This is a genomic window from Paenibacillus contaminans, assembly GCF_003285015.1.
Classification (GTDB): domain Bacteria; phylum Bacillota; class Bacilli; order Paenibacillales; family NBRC-103111; genus Paenibacillus_V; species Paenibacillus_V contaminans.
Genome location: NZ_QMFB01000006.1, coordinates 375393 through 389771, shown reverse-complemented (window position 1 = coordinate 389771; position 14379 = coordinate 375393). Strand labels below are relative to the sequence as shown.

Sequence of the window (14379 nt, the reverse complement as noted above, 5' to 3'; positions counted from 1 at the left end):
TGCTCCCTCAATAGAATTGAGCTACAGTACCTCTTTAGATAACGGGACTTTTTCAGTGGCCTCCTTTAGGAGTGGTTTTGGAAGCTTCTTTGCAAATACGGGCCGTTTCATTCCGCTCTACCTTAGGGACAACCCGCTAATTGAGGAATGAACTGCGTTTCACGCTCAGATCCTCGTTTGGCCGCCCTTCTAGTACTCGACGGTTCCCAGACCGGCGATTACGCTTGCCAGAGCGATAAAAATAAGGAGGTAAAGGCCAAGAAGAATCGCAAACATGATCAATGCGGCTCTGCAATAATTTCGCTTGTTGGGATTCGTCCCGTCGCCGAAAGCCCAGACGAACAACATGATAATGTTTACTAACGGAATGATCATGATGAGGCTCACGATCAGCCAGTCCTTGACCATCATTACCGGCGCGACCGGCTTCCCCCAGTTCGGATCATGCGTTTGCGGATATCCGTTCGGGTTGACCTGCATGTTCATAAACAATCACTTCCTTATTACATATTGGCTGGACTGCGCTTATCGGACAAGATGTTCACTTTTTCGACACATTCCAACCAATAATTTACTTCATTCTGAAGTTGTTGGCAATACCTTTTACAAAATATTTATTCGACGACCGCCGCGGCGATCGCGTTATGAAGGCGAATCCGAAGCCTTGCGATTGACTGGTTTCTACCAAAATGTACGCGGTTCGTCAAGAGGACGACGACGAGCTCGCGCTCGGGGTCGACCCATAAGCTCGTTCCGGTAAAGCCGGTATGACCGTACGAGCTATCGGACAACCAGTCGCCGCCCGCATCGCTCGAATCCCCTCGCAGCACCCAGCCCAACCCACGGCTGGCGTTCGGAATTTGCAACGTATGGCTGCGAACCGCCTTCGAGACGGCGGCCTGCGACAGAAGCCGGCCGTTATCCGACATCCCGCCGCACAGCCAAAGCTCTCCGTATGATAGCAAGTCCTCCGCCGTAGCGAATAAGCCGGCATTGCCGCTGACGCCGCCGAGAGCGGCTGCAAGCTCGTCATGTACGAACCCGCGGCGAAATTCACCCGAAGCGGGATCTAGCTCGGTTGCGGCAATTCGAGAAAGCATGCCCTCTGCCGGCATGTAACCGCTGGACGTCATCCCGAGCGGCTGAAATATTCGCCGCGCTGCCGCCTCCTCCAACCGCTGACCCGTTACGATTTCAACGATCCGGCCGAGCGTGATAAAGCCGAGACAGCTATAAACCGTTCGCGTGCCCGACTCATAGGTTTTCTCTAGCCCGCAAATCCCGGCAAGAATGCCTTCCTTCTCCTTGCCTAATTTCGCCGGCACTGCATACGACGGCAAACCGGACGTATGCGTCAGCAATTGGCGGATCGTTATAGTCCCTTTGCCGCCTGCAGCAAACGAAGGCCAAATGTCTGCAACCGGCTGCTCCAAATCAATCAGCCCTTCATCTATCAGCATGAGGGCCAAAGGAAGCGTGACGACAACTTTCGTCAAAGAAGCGCAGTCATAGATCGTATCGGCCGTTACAAGCGGGTTTGCCTCGCCGATTTTATGTCTCACGCCCGACGTGTAGAAGAAGCGACGGCCGTTCAAGGTGACGGCGGCCGAAGCGCCCGGAATGACTCCGCGCTCGATTTCAGTATCGATCACCTTCCAGGCTGCGTTTAATCGTTCGGGATCGAAGGTGAGCGAGTGATCCGTTTCCTTTATCTGTCTTCGCATAGCTGCCGCTCCTTTAATAATCCGAATGAACCGCAAGCGTAAAGAAAGTTTCCCTAATGTGAATAAAAGCTCCCGTTCACCTTGTTAAAGGGAGACGGGAGCTGTTTTATGGCATGAAGAGATTCGTTTATGCGCGGGAAATGTATTTTCCTTCACGCGTGTCGATCAGCAGTACATCGCCTTCGTTGATGAAAAGAGGCACTTGCACGCTAAGGCCTGTCTCTACAACCGCATTTTTCGTTGCGCCTGTAGCCGTGTTGCCTTTGATGCCCGGCTCGGTCTCAACGACTTTCAGATCGATGCTGTTCGGCAGCGTAATGCCGATAATTTCGCCTTGGTAGCTAGCGATGTTGACGTTCATATTTTCCTTCAGGAAGTTGACTTCCCATTCCAGCTGTTTCACTTCCAAATTGAATTGGTCGTAAGTTTCAGTGTCCATGAACGTGTACTCGGAACCGCTGTTGTACAAGTATTGCGTTTGACGGTTCTCCACATGAGCGCGGCCTACGTTCTCGCCGGCGCGGAACGTTTTTTCGACGGTGTTGCCGTTACGCAGGTTTTTCAGCTTCGAGCGCACGAATGCAGCGCCTTTGCCCGGTTTTACGTGTTGAAAATCAAGAACCGTAAAAATGTCGTTATCTACTTCGATTGTAAGACCCGTTTTAAAATCGTTAACTGAAATCACTAAGGTACCCTCCTGATTGGTTCATAAAAATGTATAATTCGAAAGCAGCAGTCAACGAACGAACAAACCGATGACGTCAGCCGATTTCCAACAGTTCCGTAGGGGAATGCGTAATGACGCGAATTCCGCTCTCGGTAATGACCACATCGTTCTCGATGCGGACGCCGCCGAAGCCCGGCAAATAAATACCCGGCTCCACCGTCACGACCATCCCAGGCTGCAAGACGGTATCGCTGCGCTGGGAAAGTGTAGGCGCCTCATGAATATAAAGCCCGATGCCGTGGCCGAGGCTATGACCGAAATTGTCGCCGTAGCCAGCCTTTGCAATAATGTCCCGCGCAAGACTATCCGCTTCGACTCCGGTCATGCCGGGCTTCAAATGGGCCAGCACGTTCCGATGAGCTTCGAGTACGATTCCGTGAATTTCCTTATGCTTGTCTGAAGCTTTGCCGATGCAGACGGTACGGGTAAGATCCGAACAATATCCTTCATACAGCGCGCCGAAATCCAGCTTCATGAATTCGTTCGCTTGCAGCTTTCGATCGCTTGCCACGCCATGCGGAAGCGCAGAACGTTCTCCCGAGGCGACGATCGTGTCGAAGGAGGTGCCGGAAGCGCCGTTCCTCCGGACAAACATCTCGATTTCCAGCGCAAGGTCGCGTTCGGATACGCCAGGCTTAGCGATTGTCAGAATATGTTCGAATGTCCGATCGGCCAAATCCGCCGCTTGCTCGATGACGGCTATCTCGGATTCGTCTTTTATCATGCGCAGCGTCTCGACAACTTTGTCGGTCGGCACAAGGCGGATCCCTTCCAAATCTGCTGAATACGAGGCATATGTAGCATAAGTCACGTCGTCTTGCTCGAACCCTAGGCTCGTAATCCCCCGCTTTTGCAGCTGATCCTTAACCCAAACGATCGGCTTGCCCGCAAACTGCTCGACTTGGAAGCCTGCAGCCGCTTGCTTCGCAGCCTGCTCCGTATAACGGAAATCCGTCAGCAGCACAGCCGTATCGGCAGTAATCAGCACATAACCTGCGGACCCTGTAAACCCGGTCAAATAACGGCGGTTGTAGCTGTTCGTGATGAAGAGAGCGTCAAGCTTCAATTGTTCGAGCGCTTTTCTGACGCCTTGCAGTCTCCGTTCCATACCGTCACCATTCCTTTCGGTTTGTAGAGGTTCTTCGCGCACTTAAGCCGGCGATTGCAAATGCTCGTGAAGCGCAAGCAGCCCCAGCTCGTAGCTATAAGGACCGAAGCCGGCGATTTGTCCAATTACGACAGGCGCCGTAACGGAAACGTGACGAAACGATTCCCGTTTGTGAATATTCGATAAATGCACTTCGACGATCGGCAAGCTTACAGCGCTGAGCGCATCGCGAATCGCGTAGCTGTAATGCGTGAAAGCTCCCGGGTTGATCAGAATGCCGTCTTTGACGCCGAACGCCCCGTGAATGCGGTCGATCAACTCGCCCTCATGGTTCGATTGGAAAATATCCAAAGTGAACGACAGCTTGTCGGCAAGCTTCTGAAGCTTTTCGTTTATCGCCGGCAATCCCGTATTGCCGTAAACGCCCGGCTCGCGAATCCCGAGCATATTCAGATTCGGCCCGTGCAGAACGAGAATGTTTTTCATCATCGCAGCTCCCTAACCCGTTCCTCCATGCGATGCAGCGAACGCTAACTGCGTTACTCACCGCGAGGATAATTTACCGTAGACATTTTACCACATACCGGCAAGGTTTGAGAACTTTTTTTTGCGGGAGAACGGATTAAACGGGCTCGCGGTTGCGTTCGTCGGTGAATTCCATGGAAATGGAATAACCGATAAACAAGCCCCAGAGCACAAACAAGCAAACATCCGTAAAAAAAGTGTTCGCATCCATCTTCGTAACCGAAGGAACCATCCCCGTAAACGGACCGATGAGCAAATATAACACGCCCCACCAGAAAACCCCGTAGCCGAAGCCGTACCACGGACCTGACATTTTGCGCATCAACCATCCGTAGAGCAGCGCGGCTATCATCGAAAATACGATAAAACTAAGCCAGCCGACAATTAGACCTTGCCATGTTTTCAAGTAAGATAGCCTGACGAACGGATTCAGCAAAAATCCCGGCACGATCGTCGTAAACTTCATTAAATACTCGACAAGCTTTAACCCTCCCCAGATCAATCCCGCAAAAAAGCCGATATATAACGAGAACAAATACGGGTTCGTTCCACTTTTTTTGTCAGCCCTGTTTTTGCGGCTTTGCATCTTTCATTCCCCCTCTCCGCTTATCTATCGAAGCCGGCGGCAGCGATTGCCTGAATAACGTTTGCGGCAGTCGCCCGAATGTACTTAGTATGCGCCGGTTGCGGTTTCTGTAAACGGAATCGGGCTTTGTCCCGCGCATATTGGCAGCCTTCGACGGCACCGATGATCTGTAGTGGCAAAGAAGCGTTTAATTCGTTACAATATAATAAGGTCGGAAAACAAACAATCATTCGTGGAAGGTGAACCGATGTCGCAAACGAACAATGCGGTTTACGGAGGACAGGCAGTAATAGAAGGCGTTATGTTTGCCGGCCAAAAGGTGCATGTTACGGCTGTCCGCCGCAAATCCGATCAGGAGATTACGTTCCTGGAAGTGCCCAAAACGGAAAAGGCTTGGGTCGCCAAGCTCAAGAAAATTCCTTTTATCCGCGGAATCGTCGCGATTGTCGAAGCAAGCGCCAAAGGCGCACGGCATCTGAACTTCTCCGCCGAGGTTTTTGCCGAGGAAGAAGGCGAGCCGAAGCAGCAATCCTCCGGATTTAGTTTGACGATGATCGTCGGCGTAGCGGTTGCCGGAGTCTTGTCGTTTATTTTCGGGAAGGTGGCGTTTACGCTCATCCCGGCCGTGATCGAGGATTTGCTGTTCCGCAATCATTTTGACAATCGCGTCCTGCATAATCTCATCGAGGGAATCATCAAAATCGTATTTTTGCTTGGCTATATTTATCTGATATCGCTCACTCCGGTCGTAAAACGGTTGTTTCAGTATCACGGCGCCGAGCACAAAGTGATCAGCGCTTATGAAGCCGGCGTGGAGCTGACCGTCCGCAACGTCCAGAAGTTCAACACGCTGCATTACCGGTGCGGCAGCAGCTTCATCGTACTTACGGTGCTGATCGGTGTCATCATTTATTCATTCGTTCCATACGATACATTAATGGAGCGTGTCGTTCAACGGCTCATCCTGCTCCCTGTTGTAATCGGAGTCTCGTATGAAGCTTTGCGCTTTACGAATATGCTTCGCGATACGCCTGTGCTCCGCTTTCTTGGTTATCCGGGGTTATGGCTGCAGCTTCTGACGACCAAGCAGCCGGAGGATTCGCAGGTCGAGGTGTCCATCGCTTCTTTCGAAAGAATGCGCGAACTGGATCGTCAAATTCAGAAGGCAAGTTAAGGGGAAGCGGCTTCACCGTCCTAACGCTTTCGGAGAAAGCGGCATAAGCATAATGCTTATGGGGATACGCAATTACCGGGAAATCGAACAATCAGCGGAGTTACACTTTCCGAGCCGTTGAGAAGATCGTTACGACTTTCGTATGAGGGGGGCTTACGATGAGATACCGCCGCTATAACGCATTTACGATCGCAATCCTGGTGCTTCTTGCAATCGGTCTGCTTTCCGGACTTGTCAACAATCCCGGCCGGTTTTTGATTCCGCTTGTCGTATTAGCCGTCATATTCCTGCTCTACAAGTTTCCGCCGTCCAGTTTTAAGCGAAAGCCTTACGGCACGAACACGGCATTCAAAATGAAGCCGAAGCCGCCCAAACGAAACGTCACGTTTCGCGTCATTCAAGGAAATAAGCAAGACGACGAGGAACCGCCGAAATACCATTAAAAGTACGAACAGCTTCTAGCGGGATCGTCAAAAATCCGCCGCCGAAACGAATGTTTCGCGCAGCGGATTTTTTTGTCACAAGGACCTTTGGGACATGCGCGTTTACCGTTGAAATAGAAGCGCTTGTTATGCAAAATATATTTGAATTAAACCTTGCGCGGCTTTCCCGTCCGCAAATTCCACTTGCTGCACATGGTCCAATATTGCTCGGCATTCCATTTCTCCAAATATTTGCCCGCAGCCATCACGCCTGCATCGAAAAGCCGCCTGCTCATTTCCGGGCTGATGGAAAAATCCGTCGTATGCACGCCGAGCGAAGGGATTTTTATCGTACGGAAAACCTTATGTTCTTCGATATAACGTTCGTCATGCGCATCCATCATCGTCGTAAATAAAGCTTGAAACATCGTAAGCGGTCCGATTATTTTTTTGGGTTCATTCTCTCCGCGTCCTACAAGCTGGAAGCCGAGCGTCGGATCACCTTCCGAATCATGCTCCTCTTTGTCGAACAGCCATAGCGGAAAGTTGCTCAGTATGCCGCCGTCAACGATATAGATCGAGGTTAGATCGACCGTTCTGTTCTGAGATGTTTTCATCGTCAGCTTTTGCTTGCCGAGCCGGCGCAAGATAACGGGTTCGAAAAAATAAGGAATGCTCGTGCTCATTCTGATCGCTCTGGCGACGGTAAGCTTTTTCGGATCGATGCCGTACTGCGCTATATCGTCCGGGAGTACGAGCAGTCTTCCCCGCGATATATCGGACGCTATTATTTTCAGCTGCTTGGGCTTAAGGTCGCCGAACGTCCTCACGCCTTTGCAAGCCAGCAGCTCGAATATCCATTTCTCAAGCGGATCGCCCGAATACAACCCTTTCTTGACAAGCAAACGTATGGCGGGCCCGATCCATTTGATGCGAAACAGCCACGATTGTTTAATGAACGACTGGAACGGCGTCTCCTGCATAATTTGCCGCATTTCCTCCCCGGTATAACCCGCCGCCAGCAGCGCCGCAATGATGGCTCCCGACGACGTGCCGGCCACGCGGCCGAATAACACGCCTCTTCTCTGCGCTTCATGAACGGCGCCTGCCAGACCGATCGCTTTTACTCCGCCGCCTTCGAACACCGCATTAACCCGCACGCTTCCACCTCTTCGCACATAAGGCTTTAGTTGTATGTATGCGGCTGCGGCTTGTCCATATACCCTCAACAATTAAGCCGTATCCTCTCGGGTAGATGTCCCTGCACAAAAAAAAACGATACGCATCCCGGATGAAGGATGCGTATCGTTTATTCGGCGTTCAGCTCGCCGTGTATGTTTCTCAGCTCCTGCAGACGCTGCGGATCTCTCCGAAAAAATTCGACAAGCGTTTCGATGCAGGTGATCGAATCCCAGCTTAAATGATGCTCGATCCCTTCGACGTCCTTATAAATATTTTCCTCCTGAACGCCGATTGTCGTCAAAAATTGCTCCAGCAAATGATGTCGATCTACAAGGCGTTTGCCTATCTTTTTGCCCTTGGATGTAAGGACAAGGCCGCGATATTTTTCATAAACGAGATAGTTGTCCTTATCGAGCTTCTGGATCATTTTCGTTACGGAAGAGGGATGCACTTCAAGCCCTTCTGCGATATCGGACACTCGGGCGTATCCCTTCGCATCGATGAGCCGGTAGATTCGCTCCAAATAGTCTTCCATGCTTGGTGTCGCTACCACCGATTCCCCTCCTCGTCTTTCCTTGTGACATAAAACCCTCATCTAATCGCTTGTTTACGTCGAGCATTCCGTCGGCATAATCCTTAAACCGATATCGGGTAACGTCGGCAAGCACATTTAGTATGATAAACCATTTGACTCGCGGAAAGCAAGTCCGCATGAACCGCGCCGAATGGAAAAGCATGACGGTCATCCGAGAAACGCCGCTGCGGCAGGGATGTCCGACATGCCTGTTATTCTAAGCTATGTACTCAAAACTTAAGCCATTCCGGCGTCCGTTCGTTGAACCAGATCGTAATTTGCGTCATTTGATCGGTGTACAACAGAATTGCGATAACGATCATAATCGCGCCGCCGATTTTCATCAGCATATTGGAATATCGAAGGATCCATTTGGTCGTGCCGATAAAAAAAGCCAAGATGAAAAACGGCACGGCGAAGCCTAGCGAATACGCGAGCATAAGCGAAAGCCAGCTCCCCTGCTCGGATGCGGCCAAAGCCAAAATAGCGGACAAAATCGGACCTACGCATGGCGACCAGCCTGCCGCGAAGCCCATTCCGATTACAGTCGAGCCCAAATAGCCGGCCGGCTTCCATTTCAGCTGCAGCTTGCGTTCCCGCATCAGAAACTGCGGCTGGAAAATACCGAGCATAAATAAACCCATAAGCAAAATAAGCAGCGCCGCTATTTGTCTGACCAAATTTTTATGGTCGATCAGCAGATCGGACAGCATCCCTGCGCCAAGCCCGAACAAAATGAAGACGAGCGAAAATCCGATAATGAAAAACAAGGAATGCATCATTACCGCGAATCTCGCGTCTTTTTTTTGCCCGCCCTGCTTCAGCTGATTGACTGAAATACCTGTCATATACGATAAATAAGACGGATATAACGGCAGACAGCATGGCGAGATAAAGGAAGCGAGACCGGCGCCGAATGCGATCCATATGTTAACTTGACTCATCAAACCCCTCCACTCTGAAGAAGCGAGCGTTTAATCCCGATTATTCTTATGATATATCGTAGAAACGGCATTGTATCGGATGAAATATGACAACCTTGAGAACATTTGTGTTCATGCCTGTAAATCTTGCAGGATCATGATCGAAAACTGACCTTATACGTAAGCGTTCCGATTAGCATCGCAATCAACAGCATTACCACGGTACCGCCCGGCGCCAGGTTCCACAGGCCTGCGATTACAAGTCCTCCGATGGCCGATACTTCTGCAAACAATACGGACATGAAAACCGAATGCTTGAAGCTTCGGGCGATGACCAGGCTGGCGGCAACCGGAATCGTCAGCAGCGCGGATACGAGCAAAGCGCCGACGATCTTGATGGCCACGCTAATGACGAGCGCCGTCAGCATCGTGATGGCGATATTGTAGAAGCGAAGCGGCAGTCCGCTCACGCCTGCGGCATCTTCGTCGAAAAACAACAGAAACATTTCTTTATAATTCAATAGTACGAAGCCCGTTACAAGAATCGTCACGCCGATCATCAGATACAGATCAACATTGTCCAGCGTATAGATGCTGCCGAATAAATAGCTCGTTACGTTGACGCTAAACCCTTTGCCCATCGTGAAAAGCAGTGAGGCCAGCGCGACGCCTCCGCTCATGATGATGGCGATCGACAGCTCCGCATATGTTTTGTACGCCTTCCGCAGCCGTTCGATCGCAAACGATGCGAGCAGCGCGAATACGAGACCGACGCCCAGCGGGTAAAAATTAATGAGAAAACCAAGCGCTACTCCGGCGATCGAAACGTGGGCAAGCGTGTCTCCGATCATCGAGAGTCTTCGTAAAACGAGAAAAACGCCCATTAATGGCGCCATCAAGCCGATCAGCGCTCCGCCAAGCAGCGCGCGCTGAAAAAACAGCTCGGAAAATATATCCAATCCAATTCTCTCCCTTACCTATGGTATTGCAGTTTACAGGACTTCGACCATTTCGCGCAGCCCGGTGAGCGAATGCGACAAACCCGTTTCTTCGCAGTTTTCCGGCTCGTGGGTATGCTTCACGTAAAACTTCAATTTGCCGCTCTGCTGCTGCGGTTCGGTGCCGAGATACGATTTCAGCATATCGAGATCATGCGACACCATCAAGAACGTGATCCGATGATGAAGATGCATATGCCTGATCATATGGAAAAAGCCTTCCTGCGTTTCCGTATCGATGCCCACCGTCGGTTCGTCCAGCACGAGCAAATCCGGATTGTTGATCAGCGCACGGGCCAAAAAAACGCGCTGCTGCTGGCCTCCGGACAATTGGCCGATCCGTTTGCCGGCTAAATCCGATATATTCATGACCTCCAGCGCTTCGTCACACCGTTTGCTGTCGTTTCGGGTCATTCTGCGGAACATCGTCTTTCTTCCGTAAAGCCCCGACATCACGACCTCATGAACCGTCGCCGGGAACAGCGGGTTAAAAGCGTTTTTTTGCGGTACGTAGCCGATCCGCTCCCAGTCCTTAAACCGGTTCAGCGGCTCTCCGAACAGCTTGATCTGCCCGCGGTCCGGCTTGGCGAGCCCGACGATCATCCTGAGCAAAGTCGTTTTGCCCGCGCCGTTGCTGCCGACAAGTCCGACGAAATCGCGCTGAAGCACCGCAAAATTAAGCCCGTTAATAACCGGGCGCTGCTCGTATGAGAACGAGACATCCTCTAATGTAACGACATGCTGATGGCAGTTGTCCGTCATCCGTCGTCTCCCCCCATTTCCGCAAAAGAAGGGCAACGCCGCAAAGCCGATAACCGACTTTGACGAGTAGCCCGATTGAACTCGTACATTTTATTTCTTATTGTAACGCTTTAAGCAGATTTTGCAAATTGGCTTCCATAACGGAAATATAATCGTCGCCGGCCTTTTCCTGTTCCTTCGTTAGCCCCTCCAGCGGATTCAAAACGAGCGTTTCGATACCCGCATCCTTGGCAAGCGTCTTGGCAAGCTTATCCGAGACGAGCTCCTCGAAGAATATGACCTTCACCTGATTTTGCTTGACGAAATCGTTGATTTTCTTCAGATCTTGCGCTGTCGGCTCGGCGTCGGGCGCCAGCCCCATAATCGCTTTTTGCGTTAAGCCGTAGTCGTGAGCCAAGTAGCCGAATGCTTGGTGCGATACGACAATTTCCTTGCGCGTTACCTTCGAGATGGCTTCGCGGTATTTTTGGTCCAGCTTATCTAGCTTTTCCGCGAATTGCTTGTAATTGGCTTCAAAATCGGCTTTATGCGATGGATCCGCTTCAACGAGACCGTTCTTGATGTTCTCCGCCATTTTTTTGGCATTGGCCGGACTCAACCAAGCATGGGGGTCGATATGCGAATCGCCGTGACCGTCGTCTTTCTTTTCGTGATCGTGTCCGTCTTGGCTCTCTTCGTGTTCGCCTTCTATCAATGTAACGCCTTGGCTCGCCTCGACGATTTTCAGCTTCGAATCTTTCAGACTTCCTAGGAAGTCTTCCACCCAGCCCTCGAAGCCTGCGCCTTGATAGACGAACAGCTCCGCTTTCGTCATCATGCTGACGTCTTTGCTTTTCGGCGTCCAGTCATGCGGCTCAACGCCCGCCGGAACGAGATTGATGACATTCACATGATCGCCGCCTATTTTTTGAGAAAAATCATATAACGGATAAAAGCTCGTCATCACATTCGTTTTGCCTTCTACCAAATCCGCTTGAGAACCGCTTCCGCATCCGGCCAGCAAAACGGTAACGCTTAAAAATACGGAAGCCAGCAACCCTTTTTTCATCCGATAACATTCCTTTCCGAATCTTGCAAATCGTAATAATAATTATTTACAAGCTGATTATAGAAGCCGATAGGATGCTTTGTCAATACTAATAATAATATTTACGATTTGATTCCCAAAAAAAGAACCGGCAGCCCTATAATCCCCAAAAAAACACCGACTGCAGGCAGCACATAAAAACTTTTCGTTTCCATCAAAAGGAATTTGTGGTATTTCGTCGAAAATATTATAGAGCGTCTGATGATCATACCTTTCCTTTTTTTTCACCGGGGCAAACGTCTCATCATGTTTTTTAAGTCTCTTAACGTGTATCCTCCGTTGATCATTCGACTTCCCGGTAAGCGCGCCGCCGTCAAGACGGTATAGCGGCTTATCCTTGGACTATCAGTAAACATTTCGTAGTAACAGCTCCGGGCCTCGGTATACGCCATCGTCAAAGAAGCCGGTAGGCGTTAACCTGGGCTTTTCTTCGTTTGCACTATGATGTGGTCGGTGAAGCCAAAACTATGGGAAACAAGATTGCTCACAAAAAATTCAGCGGCATCATCCGCAAGTGGATCTTGCTGTCCGTCATATGCTTTGTACTGATGACGCTGGTTCCGATCACGCTGAATTCATACGATGTTTCACGCAAGCAGTCCATCGATCAAATGGAACAGCTGATGATGGTCGAACAGGCATATATCGATAACTGGTTAACGGAGAAATTCAGAGCGATTAGAACATTCTCGACGATGTTCTCCTCCAGCGCAGCGATATCGACCCGGCAGCCGAATACCGGAAGCATGAGCAGCGGCTTTAAAGGCAGCGGCGTAGCCGACCGGAACGGGGATGTGCTGCTATGCACCCTTCCCAGCTGTCCGAGCAATGTCAGCGGCATGCCGTTGTTCAGCCACACGAAATCCGGCATCTGGTTTTCCGACGAGCTTGAAATTAGTCCGGCTACTGGTGAACGTCTCATGCTCGTCTCTTCCCCCGTAATGGACAAGGAAGGAAAGTTTGACGGCGTCGTTTTTGCTAGAATCGGCTTTTCCAGTATCGAGCTGATGATGGAGAAGTTTGGCCGAAAATCGAATTTGTCGATTTACCTCGTCAACGAGCAAGGCAAATGGGTAGCGGGCTCGGAAAAGTCCGACGTATCCCATACAGCAGACACCTTCAGCATGCTTCGCGGGGGAGAGCCGGGATTGCAGGAATACGTGGACGGGCTCGGCCGCCATATGATCGGCTACTCCGAGAAAGTCGGCGATAAGCCCTTCTATTTGATTTCCAGTATGGAGAACTCGAGAATCCCGCCGTTTTGGCGAAACGGATTTATTTTCAATTTGCTTTCACTATGCATCGGACTCGTCTGTCTTCTCTTTCTCAGCACGTTGTTGTGGAACCGGTTTCGCAAGCCCTTGCAAATATTTGCCGAGGGAACGGAAAAAATGTTGAAAGGCCATTACGACTACCAAATCAGGCAGGAAACGATCAACTATTTGCCAAGCGACCTTCAGCAGCCGATCGAATCGTTTAATCGAATGGTTACGACCTACAAAACCAATATTCGTTCCCTTGAGCACTTAGCCAGCATTACGTCGAATATCGGCTTCGGCCTGTCCGTATTCGACAGCTCGGGTAGCTGCAAATATATGAATCCGGAAGCGCTCCGCATGCTGGGCTGGAGTGAGGGGGAAGCGATCAACAAGCGGTTTTACGATTTTGTCAAACGCCGGGAGTTGAAGGATACGCCCGCTTCCGGCGCCGAGCCTTTCCTTCAAGCCCCCTACACGACGGAAGCGCTTCTTCTGCGCAAGAACGGAACGGACTTTCCCGTATCGCTGTCCGTCAACCCGATAGATAGTCATTCGAAAGAAGGTTATGTCATTGCATTCCGAGACATAACGGAGGAAAAGCGCATCGAAGAGCTGCTGCTCCGCTCCGAGAAGCTTTCGGTAGTCGGTCAATTGGCGGCAGGTCTGGCGCATGAAATACGCAATCCTCTCACGTCGGTAAAAGGCTTTATGCAGCTTCTGCAATCCGGCGTCCAGCCGGCCAATCTGAGCGAGTTTACCTCGATCATTATGGCGGAGCTGAACCGGGTCGAGATGATCGTCAGCGAGTTTATCATTTTATCGAAGCCGCATATGATGAAGCTGTCGGCTACCGACTTAACCCTGCTTATGAAAAAAGCGCTCGTATCGCTGGAAACCGAAGCCGCTAAGCATAAGGTCGCCGTCCACGCCGAATATCCCGACGACGGCAACCTGTTTCCTTGTGAAGTGCAGCAAATGCTGCATGCATTCATTCATTTAATAGAGAACGGTATCGAAGCGATGCCGTATGGCGGGAAACTAACAATGGTTATGACCTCGGATCCGGACTATATATCCATTCGGATTTCCGATGAGGGTGCGGGAATCGACCAGGAGCTTTTATCGAAGCTCGGCGAGCCGTTCTACACGACCAAGACGGATGGAATCGGACTTGGGCTCATGGTCAGCATAAAAATTATCGAAATGCACCGCGGAATCGTAAGCATCGAAAGCAAAGTCGGCAAAGGCACGGACGTGTTCATCAAGCTTCCGCTGCATACGAACAACGCAGCAACCCCTCCCGGCATGTCTCCATGACCGGGAGGGGT

Annotated in this window: 15 protein-coding genes; 3 read left to right on the top strand and 12 right to left on the bottom strand. The window is 50.8% G+C overall.

What is annotated here, in order from left to right; genetic code table 11:
• Positions 1-189: 189 nt before the first annotated feature.
• The 6 genes from DQG23_RS13530 to DQG23_RS13505 form a co-directional block, all read right to left on the bottom strand.
• Positions 190-486, bottom strand: coding sequence for a hypothetical protein (locus DQG23_RS13530; RefSeq protein WP_337589399.1), 297 nt, complete (start codon positions 484-486; stop codon positions 190-192).
• A 128-nt stretch (positions 487-614) separates the two neighbouring features.
• Complete coding sequence (locus DQG23_RS13525; RefSeq protein ID WP_113031376.1) at positions 615-1724, bottom strand: serine hydrolase domain-containing protein; 1110 nt, start codon at positions 1722-1724, stop codon at positions 615-617.
• A gap of 127 nt (positions 1725-1851) precedes the next feature.
• Positions 1852-2409: an elongation factor P gene (gene efp, locus DQG23_RS13520; RefSeq protein WP_113031375.1), complete on the bottom strand. Its 558-nt coding sequence runs from the start codon at positions 2407-2409 to the stop codon at positions 1852-1854.
• 76 nt (positions 2410-2485) lie between these two features.
• A complete protein-coding gene (locus DQG23_RS13515) occupies positions 2486-3559 on the bottom strand; it encodes a M24 family metallopeptidase (RefSeq protein WP_113031374.1) in 1074 nt (357 codons plus the stop codon).
• A 42-nt stretch (positions 3560-3601) separates the two neighbouring features.
• On the bottom strand, positions 3602-4045 hold the full coding sequence (gene aroQ, locus DQG23_RS13510; RefSeq protein WP_113031373.1) for a type II 3-dehydroquinate dehydratase: 444 nt from the start codon (positions 4043-4045) through the stop codon (positions 3602-3604).
• A 136-nt stretch (positions 4046-4181) separates the two neighbouring features.
• Positions 4182-4670 (bottom strand): YqhR family membrane protein, encoded by a 489-nt coding sequence (locus tag DQG23_RS13505; RefSeq protein ID WP_113031372.1) that lies wholly within the window; start codon positions 4668-4670, stop codon positions 4182-4184.
• Between the two features lie 247 nt (positions 4671-4917).
• Here DQG23_RS13505 and DQG23_RS13500 point away from each other — a divergent pair, with 247 nt between their 5' ends.
• Together DQG23_RS13500 and DQG23_RS13495 are read left to right on the top strand one after the other, a co-directional pair.
• A complete protein-coding gene (locus DQG23_RS13500; protein ID WP_113031371.1) occupies positions 4918-5844 on the top strand; it encodes a DUF1385 domain-containing protein in 927 nt (308 codons plus the stop codon).
• 158 nt (positions 5845-6002) lie between these two features.
• Positions 6003-6287 carry a hypothetical protein gene (locus DQG23_RS13495; protein WP_113031370.1) on the top strand — a complete coding sequence of 95 codons (285 nt, stop codon included), beginning with the start codon at positions 6003-6005 and terminating at the stop codon, positions 6285-6287.
• A 146-nt stretch (positions 6288-6433) separates the two neighbouring features.
• Here DQG23_RS13495 and DQG23_RS13490 read toward each other — a convergent pair whose 3' ends face one another.
• From DQG23_RS13490 to DQG23_RS13465, 6 genes are all read right to left on the bottom strand, one after another.
• Positions 6434-7426: a patatin-like phospholipase family protein gene (locus DQG23_RS13490; RefSeq protein WP_113031369.1), complete on the bottom strand. Its 993-nt coding sequence runs from the start codon at positions 7424-7426 to the stop codon at positions 6434-6436.
• Positions 7427-7575: 149 nt separating this feature from the next.
• Positions 7576-7983, bottom strand: a complete 408-nt coding sequence (gene mntR, locus DQG23_RS13485; protein ID WP_192894588.1) for a transcriptional regulator MntR — start codon at positions 7981-7983, stop codon at positions 7576-7578.
• 269 nt (positions 7984-8252) lie between these two features.
• Positions 8253-8966 carry a cytochrome c biogenesis CcdA family protein gene (locus tag DQG23_RS13480; protein ID WP_113031367.1) on the bottom strand — a complete coding sequence of 238 codons (714 nt, stop codon included), beginning with the start codon at positions 8964-8966 and terminating at the stop codon, positions 8253-8255.
• 134 nt (positions 8967-9100) lie between these two features.
• Positions 9101-9904, bottom strand: coding sequence for a metal ABC transporter permease (locus tag DQG23_RS13475; protein WP_113031366.1), 804 nt, complete (start codon positions 9902-9904; stop codon positions 9101-9103).
• A 33-nt stretch (positions 9905-9937) separates the two neighbouring features.
• Positions 9938-10705 carry a metal ABC transporter ATP-binding protein gene (locus DQG23_RS13470; RefSeq protein WP_113031365.1) on the bottom strand — a complete coding sequence of 256 codons (768 nt, stop codon included), beginning with the start codon at positions 10703-10705 and terminating at the stop codon, positions 9938-9940.
• 97 nt (positions 10706-10802) lie between these two features.
• Positions 10803-11753, bottom strand: coding sequence for a metal ABC transporter substrate-binding protein (locus DQG23_RS13465; protein WP_113031364.1), 951 nt, complete (start codon positions 11751-11753; stop codon positions 10803-10805).
• Positions 11754-12259: 506 nt separating this feature from the next.
• Here DQG23_RS13465 and DQG23_RS13460 point away from each other — a divergent pair.
• Positions 12260-14368: a PAS domain-containing sensor histidine kinase gene (locus tag DQG23_RS13460; protein ID WP_113031363.1), complete on the top strand. Its 2109-nt coding sequence runs from the start codon at positions 12260-12262 to the stop codon at positions 14366-14368.
• Positions 14369-14379 lie beyond the last annotated feature (11 nt).